The 23,818-nt window shown below is 66.5% G+C and carries 26 protein-coding genes; 25 read left to right on the top strand and 1 reads right to left on the bottom strand.

Annotation, left to right across the window (positions count from 1 at the left end; all coding sequences use genetic code 11):
* Window positions 1-24 precede the first annotated feature (24 nt).
* From ACLJEU_RS06660 to sctU, 15 genes are all read left to right on the top strand, one after another.
* Window positions 25-246, top strand: a complete 222-nt coding sequence (locus ACLJEU_RS06660) for an EscE/YscE/SsaE family type III secretion system needle protein co-chaperone (protein WP_414663715.1) — start codon at window positions 25-27, stop codon at window positions 244-246.
* A 19-nt stretch (window positions 247-265) separates the two neighbouring features.
* Entirely contained in the window at window positions 266-535 is a 270-nt protein-coding gene (locus ACLJEU_RS06655; protein ID WP_414663714.1) for a hypothetical protein, read from the top strand.
* Window positions 536-552: 17 nt separating this feature from the next.
* Window positions 553-960 carry a tetratricopeptide repeat protein gene (locus ACLJEU_RS06650; protein WP_414663713.1) on the top strand — a complete coding sequence of 136 codons (408 nt, stop codon included), beginning with the start codon at window positions 553-555 and terminating at the stop codon, window positions 958-960.
* Complete coding sequence (locus tag ACLJEU_RS06645; RefSeq protein WP_414663712.1) at window positions 957-1,400, top strand: hypothetical protein; 444 nt, start codon at window positions 957-959, stop codon at window positions 1,398-1,400. Before ACLJEU_RS06650 ends, ACLJEU_RS06645 begins: the two co-directional genes overlap by 4 nt.
* Window positions 1,401-1,533: 133 nt before the next feature.
* A complete protein-coding gene (sctJ, locus tag ACLJEU_RS06640; protein WP_414663711.1) occupies window positions 1,534-2,301 on the top strand; it encodes a type III secretion system inner membrane ring lipoprotein SctJ in 768 nt (255 codons plus the stop codon).
* A complete protein-coding gene (locus ACLJEU_RS06635) occupies window positions 2,298-2,981 on the top strand; it encodes a SctK family type III secretion system sorting platform protein (RefSeq protein ID WP_414663710.1) in 684 nt (227 codons plus the stop codon). The genes sctJ and ACLJEU_RS06635 overlap by 4 nt, the downstream gene beginning before the upstream one ends.
* Window positions 2,969-3,574 carry an HrpE/YscL family type III secretion apparatus protein gene (locus ACLJEU_RS06630; protein ID WP_414663709.1) on the top strand — a complete coding sequence of 202 codons (606 nt, stop codon included), beginning with the start codon at window positions 2,969-2,971 and terminating at the stop codon, window positions 3,572-3,574. Before ACLJEU_RS06635 ends, ACLJEU_RS06630 begins: the two co-directional genes overlap by 13 nt.
* Window positions 3,571-4,902 carry a type III secretion system ATPase SctN gene (sctN, locus tag ACLJEU_RS06625; RefSeq protein ID WP_414663708.1) on the top strand — a complete coding sequence of 444 codons (1,332 nt, stop codon included), beginning with the start codon at window positions 3,571-3,573 and terminating at the stop codon, window positions 4,900-4,902. Before ACLJEU_RS06630 ends, sctN begins: the two co-directional genes overlap by 4 nt.
* Window positions 4,899-5,402, top strand: coding sequence for a type III secretion system stalk subunit SctO (sctO, locus tag ACLJEU_RS06620; RefSeq protein ID WP_414663707.1), 504 nt, complete (start codon window positions 4,899-4,901; stop codon window positions 5,400-5,402). Before sctN ends, sctO begins: the two co-directional genes overlap by 4 nt.
* The gene (locus ACLJEU_RS06615) at window positions 5,371-6,333 is read left to right on the top strand and encodes a hypothetical protein (protein ID WP_414663706.1); all 963 of its coding nucleotides are present in this window, start codon (window positions 5,371-5,373) and stop codon (window positions 6,331-6,333) included. Before sctO ends, ACLJEU_RS06615 begins: the two co-directional genes overlap by 32 nt.
* On the top strand, window positions 6,330-7,355 hold the full coding sequence (sctQ, locus tag ACLJEU_RS06610) for a type III secretion system cytoplasmic ring protein SctQ (RefSeq protein ID WP_414663705.1): 1,026 nt from the start codon (window positions 6,330-6,332) through the stop codon (window positions 7,353-7,355). Before ACLJEU_RS06615 ends, sctQ begins: the two co-directional genes overlap by 4 nt.
* Window positions 7,352-8,005: a type III secretion system export apparatus subunit SctR gene (sctR, locus tag ACLJEU_RS06605; RefSeq protein ID WP_414663704.1), complete on the top strand. Its 654-nt coding sequence runs from the start codon at window positions 7,352-7,354 to the stop codon at window positions 8,003-8,005. The genes sctQ and sctR overlap by 4 nt, the downstream gene beginning before the upstream one ends.
* Window positions 8,006-8,023: 18 nt before the next feature.
* On the top strand, window positions 8,024-8,302 hold the full coding sequence (gene sctS / locus ACLJEU_RS06600; RefSeq protein ID WP_414663703.1) for a type III secretion system export apparatus subunit SctS: 279 nt from the start codon (window positions 8,024-8,026) through the stop codon (window positions 8,300-8,302).
* 8 nt (window positions 8,303-8,310) lie between these two features.
* Entirely contained in the window at window positions 8,311-9,093 is a 783-nt protein-coding gene (gene sctT / locus ACLJEU_RS06595; protein WP_414663702.1) for a type III secretion system export apparatus subunit SctT, read from the top strand.
* A gap of 5 nt (window positions 9,094-9,098) precedes the next feature.
* The gene (sctU, locus tag ACLJEU_RS06590) at window positions 9,099-10,151 is read left to right on the top strand and encodes a type III secretion system export apparatus subunit SctU (protein WP_414663701.1); all 1,053 of its coding nucleotides are present in this window, start codon (window positions 9,099-9,101) and stop codon (window positions 10,149-10,151) included.
* A gap of 61 nt (window positions 10,152-10,212) precedes the next feature.
* Here sctU and ACLJEU_RS06585 read toward each other — a convergent pair whose 3' ends face one another.
* The gene (locus tag ACLJEU_RS06585; RefSeq protein WP_414663700.1) at window positions 10,213-11,514 is read right to left on the bottom strand and encodes a dsRNA-binding motif domain-containing protein; all 1,302 of its coding nucleotides are present in this window, start codon (window positions 11,512-11,514) and stop codon (window positions 10,213-10,215) included.
* A gap of 133 nt (window positions 11,515-11,647) precedes the next feature.
* Here ACLJEU_RS06585 and ACLJEU_RS06580 point away from each other — a divergent pair, with 133 nt between their 5' ends.
* The 10 genes from ACLJEU_RS06580 (at window position 11,648) to ACLJEU_RS06535 (ending at window position 23,804) form a co-directional block, all read left to right on the top strand.
* Complete coding sequence (locus tag ACLJEU_RS06580; RefSeq protein WP_414663699.1) at window positions 11,648-12,106, top strand: CesT family type III secretion system chaperone; 459 nt, start codon at window positions 11,648-11,650, stop codon at window positions 12,104-12,106.
* Window positions 12,107-12,121: 15 nt separating this feature from the next.
* Window positions 12,122-12,628: a hypothetical protein gene (locus ACLJEU_RS06575; protein WP_414663698.1), complete on the top strand. Its 507-nt coding sequence runs from the start codon at window positions 12,122-12,124 to the stop codon at window positions 12,626-12,628.
* A gap of 70 nt (window positions 12,629-12,698) precedes the next feature.
* Window positions 12,699-15,293, top strand: a complete 2,595-nt coding sequence (locus ACLJEU_RS06570; protein ID WP_414663697.1) for a hypothetical protein — start codon at window positions 12,699-12,701, stop codon at window positions 15,291-15,293.
* A 5-nt stretch (window positions 15,294-15,298) separates the two neighbouring features.
* Window positions 15,299-15,616 carry a hypothetical protein gene (locus ACLJEU_RS06565; RefSeq protein WP_414663696.1) on the top strand — a complete coding sequence of 106 codons (318 nt, stop codon included), beginning with the start codon at window positions 15,299-15,301 and terminating at the stop codon, window positions 15,614-15,616.
* A 3-nt stretch (window positions 15,617-15,619) separates the two neighbouring features.
* Window positions 15,620-17,194, top strand: a complete 1,575-nt coding sequence (locus ACLJEU_RS06560) for a hypothetical protein (protein WP_414663695.1) — start codon at window positions 15,620-15,622, stop codon at window positions 17,192-17,194.
* A gap of 37 nt (window positions 17,195-17,231) precedes the next feature.
* Window positions 17,232-17,777, top strand: coding sequence for a SycD/LcrH family type III secretion system chaperone (locus tag ACLJEU_RS06555; protein ID WP_414663694.1), 546 nt, complete (start codon window positions 17,232-17,234; stop codon window positions 17,775-17,777).
* A complete protein-coding gene (sctE, locus tag ACLJEU_RS06550; RefSeq protein ID WP_414663693.1) occupies window positions 17,774-18,961 on the top strand; it encodes a type III secretion system translocon subunit SctE in 1,188 nt (395 codons plus the stop codon). The genes ACLJEU_RS06555 and sctE overlap by 4 nt, the downstream gene beginning before the upstream one ends.
* Window positions 18,962-18,973: 12 nt before the next feature.
* Window positions 18,974-19,978 carry a hypothetical protein gene (locus ACLJEU_RS06545; protein ID WP_414663692.1) on the top strand — a complete coding sequence of 335 codons (1,005 nt, stop codon included), beginning with the start codon at window positions 18,974-18,976 and terminating at the stop codon, window positions 19,976-19,978.
* Between the two features lie 6 nt (window positions 19,979-19,984).
* Window positions 19,985-20,440 (top strand): type III secretion system chaperone, encoded by a 456-nt coding sequence (locus tag ACLJEU_RS06540; protein WP_414663691.1) that lies wholly within the window; start codon window positions 19,985-19,987, stop codon window positions 20,438-20,440.
* A gap of 469 nt (window positions 20,441-20,909) precedes the next feature.
* Window positions 20,910-23,804, top strand: a complete 2,895-nt coding sequence (locus tag ACLJEU_RS06535) for a DUF1553 domain-containing protein (protein ID WP_414663690.1) — start codon at window positions 20,910-20,912, stop codon at window positions 23,802-23,804.
* The last annotated feature ends 14 nt before the right edge of the window (window positions 23,805-23,818 follow it).

The raw sequence follows: 23,818 nt of genomic DNA, 5'->3' as shown, positions 1-23,818 counted from the left end.
ACGTCCCGCATCGCCGCCCTCCCCATGATCAACCTCGACACACCCGACTTTGACCAGGCTCTCCGGCAGAGCCGTGACGGATCGTTCCAACGCGCCGCGCAGGCCTACCTCGATCACGCCCACACCGATCTGCGCCGCCAACTGCAGCACGGCCTCTCGCCGCTTGAATTTGAGCAGGCCCAGAAGATTGAAGCCGCCATCGCGAAGGCCGGCGACGTCCTCCGCTTCTCCCTCTCCGTCCACTAAAACCACCCGCTCCACCACCATGCCCGTACTCAACAATTCCCTCGGCAGCACTCCTCTCTTCGGCGGCAACTCCGATGTCTGGGAGACGATCAACTCGATGGCTGATCAAGTCCGCCAGCAGACCAACAACGTGATCGGCGCGTCGAACTCCACCGACTTCTCCGACCCCGGCGCCGTTGTCCTGCTGCAGATGCGCGTCAACCAGGTCACGAACGCGGCCACCGCCGTTTCGAATCTGGTCAAGGCCATCCAGGAGCCGTCCAAGAACGCGGTCAGCAATCTCAGATAGGCTTCCGCCTTCCTCCCATGGAAACGCCCGCAGAATTGGTCCGCCTGCTCCTGCGCCTCGGCTACTGGTCGGTGTGGCAGGGGCTCTACGCGGAAGCCGCGACGCTCTTCAACGGTGCCCGCGCGGCCCGGCCGCAGAGCGAACTGCCCGTGCTGGGCATGGCCGTCCTCGCGATGGCGATGCAGCGGCCGGAGAGCGCCGTCCAACTCCTGCGCGAATCCGCGCTGCCGTTGAATCCCGCCAGTGAACTCGTGCAGGCGCACATCGGCTGCGCCCTGCGTCTCGCCGGCCACGAAGCGGAAGGCATGCACGTGCTCGCCCCGCTCGCCGCACGCGCCAACGACTCCGCCGCGCGCCTGATGGCCGGCAACCTCGTGCGCTTGTCACCCGATCAACTGACGCTCCCGCTCGCCACTGCCTCATGACTCCCCTCGTCACCTCCGTCCCGGCGCTCGCCACCGCGCCCGCCGCGGTCGAGACCGCGGCCTCCTTCAATCCCACCGACCTGGATCGCCTGCGCGAGTTGATCCAATCCACCGCGGCGCAAACCGCGAATCCCGCGGGCACCGCCACCGCCGTGGACGGCGCGCTCGCCGACACCGCGGTGCAGGGCGCGAGTCGCTCGTTCGGCGATTCGATCCTCGAAGGCGTGATGCGCTTCGGCAGCAACTACCAGAACTCCATGCGCTCGATCGAAACGCGCCTGCAGGACGTGGTGCGCAGCGACTCGACCGGGCTGACGAACTTCTCGGAGATTCTCGCCCTGCAGGTCGACGTCTCGAAATGGTCCATGTCCGTCATGGGCGTGGACAACGCCGCCAAGGCGGGCTCGAACACGATCAAGGAGCTCAGCCGCGGCGGCTGAGCGCGGCCGCGCACTGCGCGCGGATAAAAGTAGGAGCGAAAAATGGACGTCCCTGACGACGCCCCGCTCCCGCTGGCTGCCCACCCGCCGCTCTTCACGTCTCAACGCATCATTTTCAACTCGTCCCGCTCTCATGCCTCCCCTTCTCCCCCGCTCACTCTGCCTCGGCCTCCGTCTTTGCGTCGGCGTGCTGCTCGCGTTCGTCTTCGCCGGCTGCGGCAAGGTCCCGCTGTTCTCCGAACTTTCCGAGAACGAAGCGAACGAGATGATGGCGATCCTCCTCCAGCGCGACATCGTCTGCACGAAGCTCGCCGGAAAGGATGAGAAGTGGAGCCTGAAGGTCGGCCAGGCCGATTTCTCCCGCGCCGTCGACCTGTTGAAGGCGCAGGGCTATCCGCGCGACAAGTTCGTGCGCATCGGCGACGTGTTCCAGAAGTCGGGCCTCGTCAGCTCGCCCACCGAGGAGCGTATCCGGTATATGTATGCACTGTCGCAGGAGATCGCGGAGACCTTCATGCGGATCGACGGCGTGATGAACGCCCGGGTGCACATCGTGATTCCGGACAACGATCCGCTGGCCGCCAAGATCACGCCGTCCTCCGCCGCCATCTTCATCCGCTACCGCCCCGGCTTCGACATCGAGAGTCTCTCGCCGCAGCTGAAAAGCCTCGTGATGCGCAGCATCGAGGGACTGAACTACGACAACGTCTCCCTCGTCCTCGTGCCGGCCGCCGCCGCGCCCGGGCCCGTCAGCACGCTGAAGGCCGCCAGTTCACCGGTGCCGCAGGACTGGCTGCTGCTCGCCGCCCTCGTCACCGCCGCGGCCGCCGCCGGCGCCGGGCTGCTGTGGCTCGTGCAGAAACAGGGTGCCCGCAAAGACACCCGGATTGTCCCCGCGTGAACCCGACTCCCTGGCTGCCGTCACTGCTCAAGGACCGTCCGGATCTATTCCGCGCGATCTACGATTGGAACGTCTACCCGCACCGGTGGGCGCTGCCCGCGTGGCTGGAAGCCGTCATGCTCCCCGCGCCCGTGATCGCGCTGCTCGAACAATCCGCCCGCGGCCGCGAGCGCCTGAGCCGGCATTTCCGCACCGCGCTCGGTCTGACCGATACGTCCTGGGAGTTCGCAGCTCCGCGGCGTCGGCTCGCGTTGCTCAGCGCTGCCTCGCTGCAACAACTGGCGTCCTTCTCCGGCGCGGCGCTGCACGCCACCCGCATCGCACACGCCGTGACGCGGGATCAGCGCCGCGCACTCACCACGCAGATCGGGGAGGCGGCGTATGATTTTGCGCTCCGCCAGGGACGCCACCACCGCGGCTCGTCCTCGTGGCCGTGGCCTGAAACGCCCACCACCGATCTCGGGGCGTCCGTCCAACACACCGGCTGGAAGATCGTCTGCGACTGCGTGGCTGACGAAGCGCCACCCCTGCGCCGCCGTTTTCGTCTGAAGGTCCCGCGTGAAATCACTTTTTCGGATCCTGCTGCAACCGCCCCGGAGGTCGCCGTCGTCGCGTGGAATTTTCTGCAACCGATCACCCGGGAAGCGCTGACGCGTGAGGAGCAATCATGCTTAGCCTGAAACACACCGGCGCCGAGATTGCCGTCGTGGGCCCCGTGCTCAAGGCGGCGGAATTTGCCCGCGTGCTGGAGGCGCAGGATCTGCTCGCTCACGCCCAGGCTGAGGCCGATCAGATCCGGGCGGAGGCCCGCAGTGAGTACGCCGCGCAGAAGGAGCGTGGTTACCGCGAGGGCCTCGATCAGGCCAAGGCCGAGATGGCGGAGCGCGTCGTTGCCGCGATGGGCCAGTCGACCGTGTATTTTTCCAAGCTCGAGGAATCGTTGATCGATGTCGTGATCAAATCCACGCGCCGCGTGATTGGCGAAATCGACACCCGCGAGCGCGTCGAACGCATCGTGCGGGCGGCGCTCGAGCTCCTGCATCAGCAAAGCCAGGTCCGGCTCCGGGTGTCACCCGCCCAGCGTGAATGGCTGCAGTCCCGCGTCGAGACGCTGCTGGCGTCGTTCCCGCGGCTGAAGTTCCTCGACGTGCAATCCGATCCGCGCCTGCCCGAGGACGGTTGCATCGTCGAAACCGAACTCGGCGTGATCGACGCCACGGTCGAGACGCAGCTCCGCGCGATCGAGAAGGCCCTGATCCAGGCGCTCCGATGAACCCTCCCGTGCTCGACAGTCACGCCTTCGCCGCCCGCCTGAACCAGGGCGTGGCCCAGGCCGAGCCGCTCGCGCTGCGCGGTCGCGTGCAACAGGTCGTCGGCACGATGATCAAGGCCCACGCCCCCGGCGCGAAAATCGGCGAGCTCTGTCTGCTGCGAAATCCCTGGGAGGAGCAGCACACGCTGGCCGAGGTTGTCGGCTTCGCCCAGAATCTCGCGTTGCTCACGCCGCTCGGCGAGCTCACCGGGGCGTCGTCATCCACTGAAGTGACTCCGCTCGGCGAGGTGCACCGCGTGCCGGTCGGCCCAGGCCTGCTCGGCCGCGTGCTCGACGGCCTCGGAAAACCGCTCGACGGCAAAGGTCCGCTCGCGGTCGCGGCGCACTATCCGGTCTACGCCGAACCGCCGAACGCCATGTCGCGCGCGCTCATCACCCGGCCGATCCCACTCGGGGTGCGCGCCCTCGACGGCTTGCTCACCTGCGGTGAAGGCCAGCGCATGGGCATCTTCGCCGCCGCGGGTGGCGGCAAAAGCACGCTGCTCAGCCAGATCGTGCGCAACACCGGCGCCGACATCGTCGTGCTCGCGTTGATCGGAGAGCGTGGGCGCGAAGTGCGCGAGTTTCTCGAGCGCGATCTGGGCGAGGAGGGCGTTAAACGCGCCGTCACCGTGGTGTCGACGTCTGATCGGCCCGCGATGGAACGGCTCAAGGCCGCGTACGTCGCGACCGCCGTCGCCGAGTATTTCCGCGACCAGGGAAAAAAGGTCCTGCTGCTCATGGACTCGGTCACGCGTTTCGCCCGCGCACTCCGCGAGATCGGCCTCGCCGCGGGCGAGCCGCCGACCCGCCGCGGGTTTCCGCCGTCGGTCTTCGCCACCCTGCCGCGCCTGATGGAACGCGCCGGCTGCTCGGACAAGGGTTCGATCACCGCGCTCTACACGGTGCTCGTCGAAGGCGACGACATGACCGAGCCCGTGGCCGACGAAACCCGCTCGATCCTCGACGGCCACATCGTCCTTTCGCGCAAGCTCGCCGCCGCGAACCACTATCCCGCCATCGACGTGCTCGCGAGCGTCAGCCGGCTCATGAACGCGATCGCGCCAGCGGAGCACCAGCGGGCGGCGGGGCGAATCCGGACGCTGCTGGCGAAGTATCAGGACGTCGAACTGCTCGTCCGCATCGGCGAGTACAAGCCGGGCAATGACGCCGTCACGGACGAGGCGATCCGCAAGGTCGAAGCGATCAACGCGTTTCTCCGGCAGGGCCTGCGCGAGAAGAGCACCCTGCCCGAAACGCTGCAGGCGATGCAGCAGGTGATCGCATGAGGACCTACCTGCTTCAGGATCTCGTCCGCGTCCGCCAGCACCGCGAGGAGGAGGCCGGCGAACGCGTGGCCCGCGCCCGCCGGGTGCTGAAGGAAGCGCAGGCCGCCCTTGCGCGCACGCGCCAAGCTCTCGCCGACTACGTCGTGTGGCGCGTGGGCGAGGAGCGACGGATGCTCGACGGCCTGATGCGGCGCGTGCTGAAACTCGGCGAGTTGGCCGACGTGCGTCAGGACATCGCGCTGCTCCGCGACCGGGAATTCGAGCTGGTCGATCACGTGAAGCAGGCAGAGGCCGCCGTGACGCAAGCCGAGGCCCGGCTCGAAGAGTGCCGCCTGCAGCACGCCCAAGCCGTGCGCGATCTCGAAAAACTATTTGAGCACCGCGCGCTTTGGCAGCGCGAGGTCACCCACGAAACCGAGCGCGCCGAAGAGGCCGAGTTCGAGGATTTCAGCACCCCCGTCACCCGCAGTGGCCCTGGAGATCATCATGAACGTAACTAAGACCGAAGCCCTCCCCGCCGTTTCCCCTTCCCCCGGTTCAGCGGCAACGTCAGCCGCGAAAACCGCGGGCCCGGCCTCGCCCGGCCTCGCCGCCCAGGTCACCCACTTTCAGCGCGCCATGCTCAAGCCGCGCGGCGGTATTCCTAGTACCGCTTCGCCCGACCTCGGGGCTGCCGGCAACTCGGGACCCGGCTCCGCTACCCTGCCGCTCGAATCCAGGACGCCGAAGGACGCCTTTGCCGGGAACGACTTGGCGCGCGGGACGTTCCCCGGTTCGGATCACTCACTTCGATTCGATTCCGGCACCAGCCTGACTGGTCTCGCTTCTCCCGCTGAATTCAGCTGCACCGGCCTCTCGAGCGAACTCCCTCCGACTGCTCCGGCGGTGAAACCCACCGGGCTCTCGGGTCCGCTCGGTTGGGGCGATCGCTTTGAGCGGGCCGATGAACCTGTCCTGGATGAATCCAGCGAGACGCTCGGCGCCGCGATGCTCCAGTCGCTGCTCACGCAGAGTTCGAATGCGCCGGCCGCCGGTCCGCTCGCCGCCGCACAACCCGCGCCGCGGCTGCAATCGCTGGAATCAGTCGTGGCCGAAACGGTGTCGCGCGTGCTGGTGTCCGATCCGTTGCACGACGGCCGGCGCGAGGTGCGCATCGAGTTCGCGCGCGAAGTCCTGCCCGACACCACCGTGCGGCTGTGGCGCGCCGAGGGCCGCCTGCACGTCGAGTTCACGTCCCCGCCCGCGGTGGCCGACAGCGGCCTCAAGGAAGCGCTGCCGCGCCTCGGCGACGCGATCCAACTGCGGCAGGCGGAAACCATGGCACCGGTCGTCACTCTGCGTCTGCACCACGCGAATACAGGCGGCCAGCCGGGCGACGGACGTTCCCGTCAGCGCTACCAGACGCAGGAAGAAATCGAGGAGCTCGCATGAACGCCGTCGCCGGAGATCCCGCCGACGCTTCCGTTCGCAGTCCTGCCTCCGAAAGCGACGACCGCGCCCGGTACTTCAACGCGATCGCCGGCACGCATCGCGACGTTCCCTTCATGTGGGCCGGCCAGCCCGCGCACCTGCGCTTCGTCGCCGCCACGCGCATGCCGGCCCCTTCGGGCTGGCTGGGAGTGCAGTGCGGGGATCAACGGTTCGAAATCGGCCTACCCGCGCTGCCGGAACCGGCCGCACTCGGCGTGGCGTTCGCCGGCATCGAGTTCGCGGCGCTGCCGGCGGATCTCGTGCCCGGCGTGCTCGAGGCTTGGCTAGATGAGCCTTTCGCGGCCGCGCTGCGGCACGGGCTGAAGCTGCAAATCGACTCCTGGCAGACAACGACTCCGCCGCAGCCCGCGTTCTGCGGCTGGGAAATCACGCGGGGCGGCGCGGAGCCATTTCTGTGCGGTACGCTCCACGCGGATACGGCCGCCCTCACGCCCCTGGCTGACCTGCTTCAGGCCCGCGCGCCCGCACCGACGCGCGCAGCGGACGGCATCCCCTTTTCCATCAGCGTCGCGGCGGCGCACCTGAACCTGAGCGTCGCCGCACTCTCGGCGATTGAAGCCGGCGACGTCCTGCTGCTGCCACTGGCGTCGCTCGACCTCACCCAAGCGCCCCTCGAGCTGTGGACCAGTGGCCGCTGCCTCGGCCGCGCCCGCCGGCAAAACCAAACCGTCCGTCTCCTGACCATGACACCGTCCAGCGAAACCAAATCCGCCGCCGTTGCCGCCGCCCCCGCTTCTCTCCGGGTCGACGACCTCCCGGTCCACGTCACCTTCGATATCGGCCAGATCGAACTCAGCGTCGGCCAGCTCCGCACGCTGGCCGACGGCTACACGTTTGAACTGCCGGCGACGGCCGAACGCGCCGTGACCATCCGCGCGCACGGCCGTGAGATCGGCCAGGGCGAACTGGTCGAAGTCGGCACGAAGCTCGGCGTGCGGGTCGTCAGCTGGAGCCTCGCATGAACTTCAACCTCCCCGATCCGCTCACGCTGATCGTTCTGACCGCGGTGCTGTCGCTCGCACCGTTCTTCGCGGTGATGATGACCTCGTACGTGAAGCTCGTGGTCGTGCTCAGTCTCGTCCGCAACGCGCTCGGCATTCAGCAGATTCCGCCGAATCTCGTCATCAACGGCCTGGCGATCATCCTGTCGGTGTTCATCATGGCGCCCGTCGCCACCACGACGTTCGCCAAGCTGGAGCAGGAAGACCTGAGCAAGATCGACGCGGCGGCGATCCAGCGCGTGATGAGCGCGGCGAAGGACCCCATTCTCGGCTTCCTGCAGAAACACACCAACGATCGCGAAAAGCGTTTCTTCCTCGATGCGACCCGCAAGCTCTGGACGCCCGAGGCCGCCGCCACGGTGGATCAGGACTCGTTTCTCATCCTCGTGCCGGCGTTCACCGTGACGGAACTCACCTCGGCCTTCCAAATCGGCTTCCTCCTCTACCTGCCGTTCATCGCCATCGATCTCATCGTCTCCAACATCCTGCTAGCGATGGGCATGATGATGGTGTCGCCGATGACCATTTCACTGCCCTTCAAGCTGCTCCTGTTCGTCCTCGTCGACGGCTGGACGCGGTTGATTCACGGCATCGTACTCACCTACGCCTGACGACCGGCCGTCCCGCCCATGACCCAAGCCTTCATTCTCGATATCACCTCCAAGGCGCTGACGCTGGTCCTCATCCTGTCACTGCCACCGATCATCGCGGCCACCGTGATGGGTCTGCTGGTCAGTCTCCTGCAGGCACTCACGCAGGTGCAGGAGCAGACGCTCAGTTTCGCGGTGAAACTGATCGTCGTGACCGCGGTGCTGCTGCTGACGATGCCGTGGGTCGGGGCTGAGCTGCTGCGTTTCACGCAGTACCTCTTCGACTCGTTCCCCACGCTCGCGCGAAGCTACCGGTAGGAGCGCGCATGCCTTTTCAGGATACGCTGCTGATGCTGACGTTCACGCTGCCGCGGCTGACCGCGGCGCTGACGTTCTCGCCGTTCTTCGGCCAGCAGTTCATCCAGGGCCTCGCGCGGCAGGTGGTGATCATCAGCCTGACGTTGATTGCGGTGCCGATTGTGGCGTTCACCGCGTCGCCCCCGGATCTGGCGGCGAAGTCCGGCCTGTTTCTGGTCACAATCATCGCCAAGGAAATCGCACTCGGCCTGATCCTTGGCTACGTCAGCGGGCTCGTGTTCTGGATCGCGGAGGGCACAGGGTTCTTCATCGACAACCAGCGCGGCAGTTCGATGGCGGAGACCCAGGATCCGGTGTCCGGCAGCAGCACGTCGCCGTTCGGTCTCCTCCTCACGAAGATCGTCGCCGTGCTGTTCTTCGTGGGCGGCGGCTTCCACGCGTTTCTCACGCTGCTCTACGAGAGCTACCGGCTGTGGCCGGTGTTTCAGTACTTTCCCGCGTTTCACCCGAACCTGCCGGTCGCCGCGCTCGGCGTGGTCGACGGCGTCGTCGGATACGTGGTGTTGTTCGCGGCGCCGCTCGTCATCGCGATGTTCCTCGCGGAATTCGGCCTGGGATTGATCAACCGTTTCAGCCCGCAGCTGAACGTCTTTTTCCTCGCGATGCCGGTGAAGAGCGCGGTGGCGTCACTGATCATCCTTCTTTACCTCGGCGTCCTCACCGGGCTGCTGCAGGATCAATTCGTGAACCGGGAGAAGATGCAGGTCTTCTTCCAGGCGCTGTTTCGCTAACCGCCATGTCCGGGGAAAAAACCGAGCAACCGACCTCGAAACGCCTGCGCGACTCGCGGCAGAAAGGCCAGGTCGCGAAGAGTCAGGACGTGACAACCGCGGTGCTGATGTCGGCCACGTTCACGACCGTGGCGGTATCCTGGGACTGGTTACTCCGCGAACTGAAGGAGCTGATTCTCCTGCCGACGGCGTTCTACTCCGTGCCGTTCGAGCAGGCGTTCCAACAGGTCGCCTACGGCGTCCTGACGAAGGCGATCCTGTTGTCACTCCCGGTCGTACTCGTGGGCTTCCTCGCGGGACTGGCCGGCAGTTTCCTGCAGGTCGGCCCGCTGTTGTCGTTCGAGCCGATCAAGCCGGAGTTGAAAAAACTCAACCCGATCGAGAAGGCGAAGCAGATCTTCTCCCTCAAGAACGGCATCGAGTTTCTCAAGTCGGCGCTGAAGGTGATCATCATCGGCGTGATCGTGACGCTCGTCATACGATCGACGATCGGGCCGCTGACCCGCCTGCCTTACGGCGGCGAATCGGCGCTGCTGGCAAGTCTCGGTCCGATCATGAAGGCCCTGGCGATCAGCGTCTGCGTGGCCTATATCTCCATCGCGGGCTTCGATTACTTCTTCCAAAAATACCAACACATCAAGCAGCTCAAGATGTCGAAGGACGAGGTGAAGCGGGAGTACAAGGAGTCCGAGGGCGACCCGCAGATCAAGGGCAAGCGGCGGCAGCTGCACCAGGAGTTGATGGCCAACAGCCAGGTCCAGCGGACGCGCAAGGCCACGGTCGTCGTCACGAATCCCACGCATCTCGCGGTCGCGATCTACTACGACGAAAAGGACAACACGCTGCCCACCGTCCTCGCCAAGGGAGCGGATCACGTGGCGCAGCAGATGAAGGCGGCCGCGCGCGAGGAAGGCATTCCGATCATGCAGAACATCCCGCTCGCGCGCGCGCTCTACGCCGACGTCGCGGTGGATCGCTACATCCCGCCCGACCTGATCGAACCCATGGCCGAAGTCCTGCGCTGGGTGAAGGAACTCCGGGAGCGCGGGGGACAGTAAATGGATTCGGAGCGATCGAGGCGTGAACGCCGGAGGGAAAACGATCGCGACTGGCTCCGACTCAAAGCTGCGCGATCACTTCGTCGATGAAGGCGTCCACCTTGGCCTTCTCGCCGCTGAGCAGCGTATCCAGTTCCGCGAGCTGAGGCTGCTTGGTGGCGAACGGGATGCCATTCGCGTGTTGCTGCATCAGGATGGACATGGCGAGGCTGCGGCTCGCGAGGTGTTTCGTGAGTGCGGGATCGCGTTGGGCCTCCGCCGCTGCGAGCTGGGGATTCAGGCCGCGGATGAAGATATTGTTGGCGACGAGCGTTCGGATCGTATCTGCGCCCTGCTGGGCGGTGAGCTTGCCCTCCCGGACGGCCTGGTCGACGGCCTGCTTCACGTGGCGCGTCATCTCCTTCACATCAGCCGGCTGCTTCTGCGCCGCTTCCCTGGCCGAGGCCGTGGAGTTGCCGAGGAGCGACGTGACGAAGGCCTGGTAATCCTTGGCGATCGCGGCGCGCAGCTGCGGCTGTTCCAGTTGGTCCTTGGCACCGAGCCCAAGCAGACCGGGATTCTGCTTCAGCTCCGACGCCGCGTGTTCGACGGAGGTCTTGCGCGCAGCGTCGATCTGCGGACCAAAATGACCGACCACGGCCGTCTTCACCAGGTTCGAGTACGCCACCACATGGCCGCCACGCAGAACACTGCCGTTGCCGGAAGCGGCGTGAAGCACCTGCTCGGTCGCGCTGTCCAGCACGATGGCCTTGAGGGCCGGCACCTGGTTGAGGGGGAAACCGGGCGGCAAGGGCTTGTCGAGGAGGGCATCCCGCACCTGCGCGGTGGAGTTCGATTTGGCCAGCGTGTCGATGAACGTCGTCACATCGTCGAGCGCCTGCTTGAACCGGCCCAGCGTCGCGGCGTCCGTGCCCACGGGCTCACCGGATCGTTGGTGCCGGTCCACCCAGGCCGTGAGCGCGGTCGCAAGATCCTCGGCATCGTCCAGCACGTTCTTGGCGAGGCTCGTCATCTCCGACTCGTCCGGCGCCGGTTTGCTGCCGGACATGATTTCAAATTTCGCGTTGGCCGTTGAACGCTCAAGCGCAGCGGCGGCCCGCTGGACGTCCCCGGTCGCGCTGCCCTGTCCCACCGCCTCCTTGAGTTTCGCGACCACGCCGAGCTTCACCACGCTGGCGAAGGCCTTGACCTCAGGGTTGAACATCGCGGCGTGACTGAGGAGCAGCAGTGGCCGGCGATCCAGGCCCGAGGCCTTGGGGTCGGTGGAGAACTTCGTTGCGTTCAGCTGGCTGTGATCAGGCGAAGCGAGGGTGACGGAATTCGTTCCCGTGGGGGCGGAAGAAACCTTGATGTCGAAGGCCATGGTGGTGCCACGGTCCACGCGCCGGACGGGGCGGCAAAAAAATTGAGCCGCGTTTCACCCGTTCAGGTGAAGTTGCGCGCTCTTTTTTCGTCCCGCCTTGCCGCGACGACGCGCGCGGACTGCGTTGCGCGGGATGAACCCGCACTCCCTCGTGACGACCCTGCTGCGCGACCGCGGCGTGACCGATGCGTTCGAACTGCCGGCGCGGGCCGTCTTCGACCACACGCACGTCGTGACGTTCAGTGAACTTCCTGGTGGATGGATCGGCCTGACCTGCGCCGTGGATGCCGCGCTGCCGGGCCATGATCCGGCTCTCGCGCTCCGACTGTTGGAATGGAACCGCGATCCCGCCATTGTCGGCGGTGGCGGCTTCGCGCTCGCCGCCGACGGTGTCACCGTCCTCTTTCGCCTCTCCGTCCCGGCCGCCGCGCTCGACCTCGAGCAGTTCAAGGCCCTGATCGATGCGCTGCTCGAACGCGTGGAGCGGCTCGGTGCCGCGCTGATCGCCACCCCGGACGCGATCGATCCGGCGCTGTTCGACGCGGCCCCTCAGGCAACCGCGTTCCTCGGGGCGGACATGATTAGCGTCTGAACGCGGCCCGCCCTCATGCAACGCGACGCCTTCACCCGCTGGCTGGAGCAGCACCGGCCCGACTCACCGCCCCAGGTGTATCAGCCAGCTGGATGCCTCGGCGGACCGCCCCTCGGCTGGCAGATCGTCGTGGGCCGCACCCGCTTTGTCTACCGCGTGCCGCCGGAGGCGCCGCACCTTTTCTACATCGTGCTCATCGAGCGCGGCCCGGAGCGTCACGCGCTGCACAGTCCGTTTGCCGACATGGTGCGCCTGCTGCAACTCGTCCAACGCAGCGGGGCCGGCCTGCGCTGGATTCGCGGTCATGTCGAACCCACGAAGCAGCGTCCGTCCGACGCGCTGACCCGCGAGCGCATCATCGCGTTCTACCGCCGTTACCTCACGGCGGTGAGCACCGGGTTCGAGCATGGGCGCGAGTGGTACGGCGGCGACATCACCACGTTTTCCTGGAACGCGGAGAAACGAAAAATCCGCGCGCGCACCATCGCCGCCACCGCCGCGCCCACCCCGCTCCTCACCTGAACCGGTGAGTTTCACCGGGTTTTCCCGCCTTCCCGTTGACGCACCTCCCCGCCCGCTTACCCCGAACGCAATGATTGGCGCCCCGAGCAACGAAAGCACCCGCAACGCCGCGCTGGACGGCGCGCTTTCGTTTTCCACTTTGCTGAGCGATCAGCGCGATCTCACGCTCAGCACCGCGCGGTCGAGCGTCTCCGGCCTGCTCGAGGCGATCCGTTCCGCTCCCGCCACGTACGCGAGCCTGTTGGATGCCGCCGCGGCGATCGTCGCCTCCCAGGGCGAGGCCGCCAACCGGCTCACCCAACCGCCGTGGATCGACACGCCAGCCCCGACCCGCGACGCGATCGTCGCGGCGCTCGCACAGGCCCTCACCACGCTGATCGCGACCGCACGATCCACCGCCACGACCGCCACCCAAGCGGCCACCGCCGCGAAGCACGACTGCACGAATCCGTCGCCTGAATACACGGCCGCCACCGCGCTGGAAAATGCCGGCGGTCAACTCCTCGCCGCGCTCTCGCTGCTCGAGTCGAACGATGACGCCGCCGCACGTCAGGCCCTCGCGACGGCGCGCCTGCAGGCGGAAGGAGCGTTGCAGGATGCGCAGACGTTGCTGCAGGGATTGCAGGCGCAGATTCCCCCGCCCGCCGATCGGATCGCGGACACGCAGGGCGTGATCGCCGCCGCGCTCGCCGTGATCGCGGCCGCGGATCGGGCGGACGCCGCGGCCGCAAGTGCGTTCGCGAGCGCGTCGGGCGAGTCCCCGACGTCGTTTCAGCTCACGACCGACACGCCGCCCGCCACCTTTCTCACGACTTGGGGCAGCAGCGGTGCGATCTCACTCACCGATGCCAATGGCCGCGGCGTCGTCATCTCCGCCGATGGCCGCGTCGACGCCCTGCCGCCCTCCGGTGACGGCTGGAAGTTCAGCACCGACTCCACGTTTCTCCTGCCCGACGGCACCAAGATTTCGATCACGCCCGGCCAGCCCGCGAGCGTCCTCGCCACCCGCGGGCAGCAGCGCATCGAGATTTCGAACCTGCAGCCCGGCCAGACACCCGCGGCCCAGCTTCACTCCGGCGGCGGGCTCGCGGCCGATCGGACCCGCAACGACGGCTATGTGTTCGTCATGGGCGCGTCGCCGGAAGATTGGACGCTTGCGGGCGCACCGCTTGGAAACATCCCGGGCAGCCGCGAAGTCGTGGCGACGATTCCCCTGCAGCACGAAGAGCCGGCCGATGTCACGAACATCGATCTGCCCGCCGATCTCGTCGCGCAGTTGCTGGCACTCGGGCTCGACGTCGCGAACTACGACACGAATCACGACGGACATTTCAGCAACGCAGAGCTGCAGACGCTCGTGGCGACGCTCGATTCCGCCATCAACGGCGTGCAAACCCAGTTCGACGCCGCGCTGAAGCGGACCGGTGGCGCGCTGGCGTCACTGCAACGGCTCAATGCCTTCATCACGCGGGCGCTCGCGGAGTCGGAACGCCGCCAGTCGAACCGCCAGGAAGGCGCCGCCGCAGATCGTGACCTGCTGCTGCAGCTCAAGCGCGACCTCGACGCCGCGCAGAATACGCTGCGCCGCGGTTCCGCCGACGTTCCCGTTTCCCCACCGGCCACCAACGTGCTCGGTACCGCGGAGACAATTCTCCAACAGATCGGGAATCTCGGCGCGCAGGAGGCGACAGCGCCTGCTTCTCCCACCGGCGCCACTCCGCCGCGCCCCGTTTCTCCGCCGGGTACCGCACCCGCGCCCGAAGTCAGCGCGCTCGCCCAATCGCTGCGTCGCGCCGAACGCCTCCTGTCCGGTTTCAGCGGCGGCGCACTGGCGCCGCGGTTGGCGTCACCGGTGCCGCTCGCACCGAACCCGCTCGATGCGATCGATCCCACGCTCAATGCCGTGACCGCGGATCCCGCACCGCGCGCAATCGATCCGCTGGCGCGCGAGCCCGCGCCGCGATCCGCACCGACCGTTGAGCCAGCACCGGCAGCGGTCGTCGCGCCGCTGCCGAACGCGGCCGCCGACACCGCGCTTCCGCGCACCGAAGCCGTTGTGCGCCCGCTCGCGCCCCAGTCCTCGGCGTCAACGCTGCCAACCGCCACGCCCGCTCCCTCGGTCGCCACGGCACCTTCGTCCGTTCCTGTTGCGACGACGGACGGCGGGACGGAACGTCCGCCCGCAGCGAATACACCGCTCTCCTCGGCAAACGCGGTTCGAGCAAGGCGAAGCGACGAGGCGCGCCCGACCGCGCCGTCGGGACTCGCGCCCCTGCCCGGCACGGGATTCCCCGCGACGGGTCCCGTGCCGAACGTCGCGCCCGACCCGACCTTCGGCGCGTCGGACGGATTTGAACGCGAAGCCCGCCGCCGGCTCGACCAGCATCTTTCAACGCATCGCGAACACGTGGCCCGCGCGCAGCAACTGCGATCGAGCGTGCAGGACGTGGTCACGCAATTTGTCACCCTGGTCGGACGCGATGAACAGCTCCGCCAGGTTTTCAGCGCGGACGATCTCAGCGACGCGCAGCGGTCCGCGTTCAAGGACAAGCTCACCGCCATCGAGCGCGATCTCGGTCTGGCGTGGGGCGGCGATCCTGAACGCAAGCCACTCGGGGATCCGAAGCTGAGCGCGCGGATCATTGCGAGCGGCACCATGATTTGAAACCGATGCCCTTACCTGCCTCCTCCGCCGCGGACTATCATGCGGCCGTCATCCGCTTCACGGCTGCCATCGATCGCGTGCTGGCGCGCGGCGAAGCCGATCGGATTCGGCATGAGGCGTGGCAGCGGCGGGACGGCGAGCGCCTCGCGCCGTACGTTTCCGCGGAGGCGTTCGCCGCGCTGCCACCGGCGCAACGTCACGTCATCAACCGGACCATTGCACTGACCGAAGAGCTGTATCGCACGTTTTCAGGCTCCAGTACCGCGCCAGCGGGAGCGGCTCCCGTCGCGCCTCGCATCCATCCCCACCGCGATCGCATTTGAACCATGCCGGACATTTTCCAAAGCAGCGCACTGCAACAGCTCTACAACGGCACCAACGCCAATCCCCTGGCGTCGGCGCAACTGCTCACGGCATTTCGCACCGGAGGAGACGACCTTCTGGATCAGGGGATCGCGGCCCTGGACAAGCGCATCGCGTCCTTTGAAAACGCCCTGATCGGACCGACCGGCTCGACCGCCACCTCTGCGGAGTATCCGTACGATCGCGCAGGCCTGCGACGGGAGTTCTTAGATGAACTGGTCACGCTTCTGATTCAGAACACCTATGCGGCAACGGGCATCACCGGCCTGGCAAATTCGGCGCTGTCCGACCCGAACACTGCCTACCGGCAAGGCATCAATCCGACCGTCATCCTGAAATCCGCCACCACGGGCTCCGGCATCTTCGACAATCTCGCCACCAATGTCGCGGCGGACGTCGATCCGCGATTGAACATGCTGACCGACGACGGAAAAGCGCTGTTCAAATCGTACGCGAACCTGATCGAGTCGGTGTTCGCGGAGGGCGACAAGATGGGCGACGATCCGGCGCGGGCGGCGCAGCTGGTGTCGGCGATCCAGCCGATGACGATTGACGGCATCAGCTACGATCGCGTTGCCCAGGTCTCCGGCTACGATCCGGTCGCAGAGCTTCCCACTTACAACACGTACCTCCTGCAGGCGGGCACGCAGGTCGGACGGGTGTTCAAGGATAGCAGCGGCAGCATCGTCGTGTCCGGCCCCGCCACCGCGACCGATCAACGGCTGTTGCTGGGACCCATCGAGGCACCGCTGAACGCGGCCGGCACCGCCTACTCCACGTTTGTTGACGGACTGTTTTTCGAAGTGTTCGTGAATGGCTCCGGCCTGAGCTTCAGGACGGATTCGACGCAGGTCCCGACTCCGGCGACCGTCATGCCCGCGCTGCTGCTCAATGTCACTGCCCGGGGCACGGAGTTTCCCGACGTGAGAATCCTCTCCAGTTTTCGGGCCACGGCTGCCAACGGCGCGTCGTACCTGTTCGGCCTGAGCACGGAGGGCAAGGTATACATCACCAGCCTGGCGCCCGCCCGGCGGGAAGTCGTCGGCCCGACCGCCAGCCTCTCGAGCCTCGAATATCTGCTTTTCTACAACGAAGCCCGGATTCGCGTCCTTCGTGGTCAGCTTGTCTACAAGGAGGCGATCGTGCGCGAGATTCAGGACGATCTGAAAAAGGCCAACGATGCGCTCGCCGATCTCGAATTCCAGTCCGGCGTCTTCCAGGCGCAGAATCCAGACGGGTCCCAGACGTATCAGTTCTCGTCCGAGACCCGGCTGATGAACCTGTTCAACGCCACGAACAGCCGGGCCGGAACGCCGATTTTCGGCATTGGCGGGAACGACAGCTACCACAGCGCCGTAGACTGGCAGCAGAACCGCACGGCGTTGAAAAACTACATCGACCGCCGCTCCGCCGAGGCGCAGCAGGCGACGCTCGACTACCAAAACGTCCTCAACCGTTTCAACAACGCGTACGAGGTGATGGCCAAGCTGCAGGAGAAACTCGACACCCTGCTGAAGGCCCAGCTCCGCAATCTCTGATCCGTATCGTTTCCATCGTTACAGCCCACCTCTCATCATGACGACCACCGAAGCCCCCAATCCCGTTTACGACCGCCTGCCGTTTCACACCGAGGAAGAATGGAAGGACGTGATCGAAAATTTCGGCAAGAACGGCCGCACGTTCCGCGACTTCACCCAGCTTACGCCCGAGAGCATGGAGGCGATCTACCTGATCGCCTACAATCTGTACAACGGCGCCAAGTACGCCGAGGCGGAGAAGGTGTTTCGCCTCCTGGCGATGCTGGATCATTTCAAGCGCAAGTTCTGGAAGGGACTCGGCGCCTGCCAGGAGGCGCAGAAGAAGTACGAGGACGCGCTCAAGGCGTACGGCTACCTCGGCGTGACCGACATCCACGACCCGTATCCCCCTTTCCAGGCCGCGAAATGTTTCGTCGCGCTCGGCAAGGCGCCCGGGGCCGAGGCCGCACTGCGCGCCGCCGTTTTCAACTCCAACGGCAAACCGGAACACGCCGCGCTGCACTCGCAGGCCAGCGGCATGCTTGAACTGGTGCAGAAGGCCCGCGCCGCCGCCACCACCACCACGGACGCCTCCCGGAAATGAACTCCGCCGACGTCAACTCCCGCCCGGTCGGTCTCAACGTCTTCGATCCCCAGAACCTCGGGGATTTGCAGGACGTGAAATCCGCCGCGATCAAAACGCTGCAGGAGAGTTTCCGCGTCGTCGGAAACTTTTCCGCCACCGGCACGCAGAGCAACGCGCAGGGCACCGGTTTGCCGGACCTCGAGTCGCCCAGTCTCTCCAAGCAGGTGAACGATCTCACCCTGCGCATCGGGCTGCTGCAGGACGCGCTCAACCAGCTGATGCAGGACGTCTCACGCACCGAGATCACTCAACGGATGAACGAACTGCACAAGGAAAACGAGAAGGAGCTCCAGCGTTTCCAAGAACAGATGGAAAAGGCCGCGGAGGTGCAGGAAAAAAACACCGAGGCGGAGCAGAAGGGCAATATCTTCGAGGCGGTCAGCAACTGGATCCAAGCCGTCGTGAGCGTGGTCTCAGCGATCATCACGCTGGTGAGCGCCGTCGGCCAGCTCATCACCAATCCGGTCGGCGCCGCGGGCTTGATCGTCGCGGGCGTTGCCCTCATCGGAGCCGCCGCGGTGCAGATTACCCTCGCCATCGACGCCACGATGCGCGCCGCGGGCCAGGAAGGTTTTCTGAGTGAGGCGGACAAGACGAAGATGGCGAAGGCCGTGGAGATTCTCGGCTACATCGCGCTCGCCGGTTCGATGATCGGACTCATCGGCGGCGTCGTTGTCGCCTTGGGCCAGGCCGGCAAGGCGGCCGGCATGCTCGCGGGCAAGGAGGTCTCCCGGCTCGCCGCGACGAAGCTCGTTGCCGCCGGCGGCAAGGAGGCTGTCGCGGTGGCGGCGAAGGCGGCCTTCAAGGAATCCATGAAGCCCTTGATGCAACTGAGCCTTCGCATGGGGCTCGTGGAGGGCATCGGCCGCGGCACCGCGTCGATCGTCTCCGGCGTCGGCAATCTCAAGGTCGCGGACCTCAAGCAGAGCGCCAGCGATCTCCAGGCCGAGGCCGACCAGGCCGAGGCGGCCGCGAAGGCGTTGCAGGCCCAGATCGCAAAGATCCGCGCGATCATCGAGCAGCTGCAGGAGGAACTCGAAGCGCTGGTCGACGACGCGCAGCAGACGCTCGCAATTATCTTCGGCGCCATCGACGAGAGCGCCGAATCCATGACCAAGGTCATGCAAACCCAATCCGCCTGAACGCCCCGCCCCATGAATTCCATCTCCGACCTCAGTCCCACCCCGTCCTCGCTGCCCACGCTCGAAGCGAGCGAGACCGGGGCGGCCCGCCGCCTTCAGGACGTGATGAAGGGCATCAGCCTGACCATCCTCGGATCCACGGGTGAAATCGAGGCGCCCGGCAGCCAGGTTAGCGTCCGGCTCACTGCACCCTCGATCACGCCCGCCGACGTGCCGCTGAACGAGTTTCTCCAGCAGCTCGATGGCCTGCAAAGCGTCCCGGCGCCCGCGCTGGTGCTCGGCGGCGCCGTCGACGCTCTCGCCGACAGCGCCACGGCCCTGGGTCAGGCCATCCAGCAGGATCCCCCGCTGGACGCCGCCACGGCCGCGAAGATCGCGGCGTCCTTCGAACAGCAGGCCCTCGTCGTCGAGCGATCCATCCGCGATCTGATCGAGAACTCCACGTATCCCAATTTCAATGACTTCCTCAAGGATCTGGTCAAAATCGCCCAGGAGCTCCGCGAGAAGGCCACCGAGGTGAAGATGGCCTCGATTCAGTCGAACTATGAACTCATGATCGACGCCTCGGCGCAGATGCTGACGGCGGCCAATGAATCGAAGGCCAGCCGCGAGAAGCAAATCGAGGCGGACCGCACCGAGGCCATCGGGCAGATCGTATCGGGCTGCGTGTCACTCGCCCTGAGCGTCGGTTTCGGCGCCGCCGGCATCAAGACCAACAGCGTTCCCGTGGCCCAACTGGGCGGCCAGATCGCCCAGGGCACCGGTCCCATCATCACCGGCAGCGTGGGCGTCTCCGTGTCCAATCTGAAAACCGAAAGCTCGGAAGCCCAGTACCGGGCCGATCTCGCCGACATCGCGAAACAGCGGCTCGAAGCCGCGGCGAAGCTCATCGAGGCGGAAACCCAAATCGCGGACGATCTCAAGGATCTCGCCAAGGGTCTGCGCGACATGGTCCTCAAGCTCGCCCAGGACTTCATCAACAGCCAAAGCCAAGTGATCCAGCGCGCCAACGTGTAACTGCCCATGAACCCATCGGATCTCGTCCTGGAGCTTGGCCAGCGGCTCCACCTCACCGGCCTCACGTTTACCGACGGCGTCTGCCGCCTCGTCTTCGATCCGGCCCTCGCCATCGATCTCGAGGACGACGGCCACGGTCAGCTCGTGTTGCACACGACGCTCGGCCAGGTCCCCCACGACAACCGCGAGGCTTTCCTCCGCGGGCTGCTCTCCGCCCATCTCTTCGGCTTCGAAACCGACGGGGCGGTCTTTGGCGTGCATCCGCAGACGGACGAAGTCTTCCTGTTCCGCATCCTTGCCGTCGACGATCTCACGGTTGATCGCGCCTACGCGGCCCTGGAAACCTTCGCCCACCACGCCGAGACGTGGCGGCAAAAGATCAACGAACTTGGTCGCGACGGCGACGCGGAGCCGTCTGCAGGTTCAGACCACGAACCGGCGATCGCGGGCGTCCGCGTCTGATGGTTGCGCTCGTCCGCTCCGGCAAACCCGCCCCGCGCGCGCTCCGTTGCCCGGCGGGCAGCCGCCGCAGCAGGACGGAGCCGCGGCCGGACCCGTGGTGAAAAGCGTCACCTTGCCACGGGTGGCCGGCGGTGAGTCCGTTCAGAACGACCCTTTGAAGCCGAACACCCAGTTCGCGCCGTATTCCTCCATGGCGCGCAGGTAGCCGCGTCGCCGGGCGGGGTCCACGGTCGAAAGCATTTGAACTCCGGCCCACTTTTCGGATGGCGTCGCCGACGGGGTTGAGTTCAATTTTTCTCCTGCAGTTGCCTGTTGTCGTTCTGATTGCCCGCGGGTTACCCCAAACACCCGCTGACGCCCGGAGCGACCTCCTTGGTACCACCCCGTTTTACCCCTCGCTTTCGTCCGGACTCCTCTGCGTCTCATGCCGTCATCGTCGCCGCACCGACTTCTTCGCCCCTTGGGACGCATGCTCGCCGTCGTTGGAGCCATGGGCGCGGGTCAGATCGTTGGCGCCGCCACACCGGACGACCTCGCGTTTTTCGAAAAGAAAATCCGCCCCCTGCTGATCGAGCGCTGCTACGAGTGCCACTCCGAGGGCCAGAAAATCAAGGCGGGGCTGCGCCTCGACACGCCGCACGGCTGGCGCGAAGGCGGCGACTCCGGACCGGCCGTGGTTCCCGGGAAGGCCGACCAGAGCATTCTGATCCGCGCGGTGCGCGCAAACGACATCGAGTTCGAAGCCATGCCGCCCAAGACGGCGCTCTCGCCGGAGGAAGTGGCCTTGCTCACCGAGTGGGTGCAACGCGGCGCGCCCGCGCCCGACGCCGCGCCGGTGGCCGCGCACGCCCGGCCCAAGCAGGTCGGGCTGACGATCGAGGAGGGGCGCACGTTCTGGGCGTTCGTTCCGCCCCGCCCGCCCACCGTTCCCGCCGCAGGAAAAAACGCGTGGCCCCGCACCGAGATTGATCGCTTCATCGCCGCCAAGTGGGACGCGAAGTCGCTGCGCCCCACCGCGGACGCGGATCGTCCGACGCTCCTGCGCCGCGCCACGTTCGATCTCATCGGGCTGCCGCCGACCCCGGAACAGATCGAGGCGTTCGTCCGCGACACCCGGCCCGATGCATTCGCCCGCGTGATCGACGAGCTCCTCGCCTCGCCCCACTACGGTGAACGCTGGGGCCGGCACTGGCTCGACGTCGCGCGCTTTGCGGAATCGAGCGGCGGCGGCCGGACGCTGTTGTTCAAGGACGCGTGGCGCTTCCGCGATTACGTCATCGAAGCGTTCAACCGCGATGTGCCGTTCGACACCTTCATCCGCGAACAGATCGCGGGCGATCTGCTCCCGGCCAGTTCGCCCGAGCAACGCCGCCGCCAACTCAACGCCACCGCCTTCCTCGCCCTCGGCCCCACCAACTACGAAGAGCAGAACAAGGGCGCGCTCCGCATGGACATCGTCGACGAGCAGATCGACACCATCGGCAAGGGATTTCTCGGCATGACGATCGGCTGCGCGCGGTGTCACGACCACAAGTTCGATCCCGTGCCCACCAAGGATTACTACGCGCTCGCGGGCATTCTGCGCAGCACGCGCACGCTCGCCAACTACACGGACAATGTCGCGCGCTGGGTCGAGACTTCGCTCCCCGTCGACGACGAAGCCGGCCGGCTCGTCGAAGCGCACGACGCTAAAGTCAAGGCGCTGGAGAAAACGATCGCCGCGCTCAAGGCCTCCACCAAGTCCAACGCCAAGGGGGCTCCGGCGCAGGCTGCGGCGGAGGGCGTCGCCGAGCCGCTCGCCGGCATCGTGCTCGATGAATCCCAAGCGAAGGTCGTGGGCGAATGGCGGCGGTCGAGTTACGGGAAAACGTATTTTGGCGACGGTTACGTCGAGGATCGGAACGAGGGCAAGGGCGCCAAGACGGTGACGTTCACCCCGGCGATCCCGCGCTCGGGCCGCTACGAAGTCCGCCTCGCCTACACCGCCAACGCCAATCGCGCCTCGAACGTGCCGGTCACGATCCTGCACGCCGATGGCGAACGCACGCTCACGATCGATCAGCGCGAGGAACCGCCGATTGGCGGCCGCATGCGCTCGCTCGGGCAGTATCAGTTTGAAAAGGACGGCGCGGGCTACGTGCTCATCTCCAATGAAGGCACCGCGGGCCACGTCGTCGTCGACACGCTGCAGCTCATTCCCGTCGAGGAACTCGTCGCGAGCGTCGCCGCCGCCGGCAAATCGGCTCCGGGTGCAATGGCGAAAGCCCCCCCGGCCGCCGCCGAACTCAAACGGCTCGAGGCCGAGTTGAAGAAACTCGTGGCCGCCGCACCGGCCCGCCCGCAGACGATGAGCGTCGCCGAGGACGCGGCGGAGATCGGCGACACGGAAATTCGCGTCCGCGGCAATGTGCGCACGCTGGGCGCGAAGGTGCCGCGCGGTTTCCTGCAGGTCGCGATGACCGGACCGGCGCCGCAGTTTTCCACCCAGGAGAGCGGCCGCCGCGAACTCGCCGACTGGATCGCGAGCCCGTCGAATCCACTCACCGCCCGCGTGATCGTGAACCGCGTGTGGTCATGGCTGATCGGGCCCGGCCTCGTGCGCACCGTCGACAACTTCGGCACGACGGGCGAGACGCCCTCGCATCCCGAGCTGCTCGATCACCTCGCGCTGCGTTTCGTCGCGGACGGCTGGTCAATCAAGCGCCTCGTGCGCGAGATCATGCTGTCGCGCACGTATCAGCTCGCGACCGCGACCGACGCCGACGTCCGCACGATCGATCCGGACAACCGGCTCTTCGCGCGCGCGGAACGCCGGCGGCTCGATGCGGAGCAGATTCGCGACGCCGTGCTCTGGACCAGCGGCAAACTCAATCTCGAGCTCGGCGGGCCGAACATCACCGGCCCCAACGGCGCATCCGCCAGCACGCTGCCGGTCAGCGCCGAATACACCTACGTTTTCACCGACACGCGGCGCAGCGTGTACACGCCGGCGTTCCGCAACAAGCGGCTCGATTTGTTCGAGGTCTTCGATTTCGCCGACGCCAACGCTCCCTTCGGCAAGCGCAACGTCTCCACCGTCGCCCCGCAGGCGCTGTTCCTGATGAATCATCCGTTCGTGATCGAGCAGGCGGCGCTCGCCGCCGAGCGGACCTTGAGTCGCGCCGGGCTCGATGACGCCGCGCGCATCGATCACGCGTATCGCGTCACCCTCGGCCGTCCGCCCGCGGCGCGCGAACGCGACCTCGCGCTGCAGTTCCTGGCGTCGGCTGCCGGCAGCGATCCCGGCACCGCGACGCGCCACGAGGCGTGGGCGCAGCTCTATCAGTCGATTTTCGCCTGCATTGACTTCCGGTATCTGAACTAACCCGGACGACCGCG

Origin of the sequence: Terrisphaera buseokensis, assembly GCF_047521145.2 — a bacterium.
GTDB lineage: Bacteria > Verrucomicrobiota > Verrucomicrobiia > Opitutales > Opitutaceae > ER46.
The sequence above is the reverse complement of the archived record's forward strand: the minus strand, read 5'-3'. Positions and strand labels throughout refer to the sequence as shown.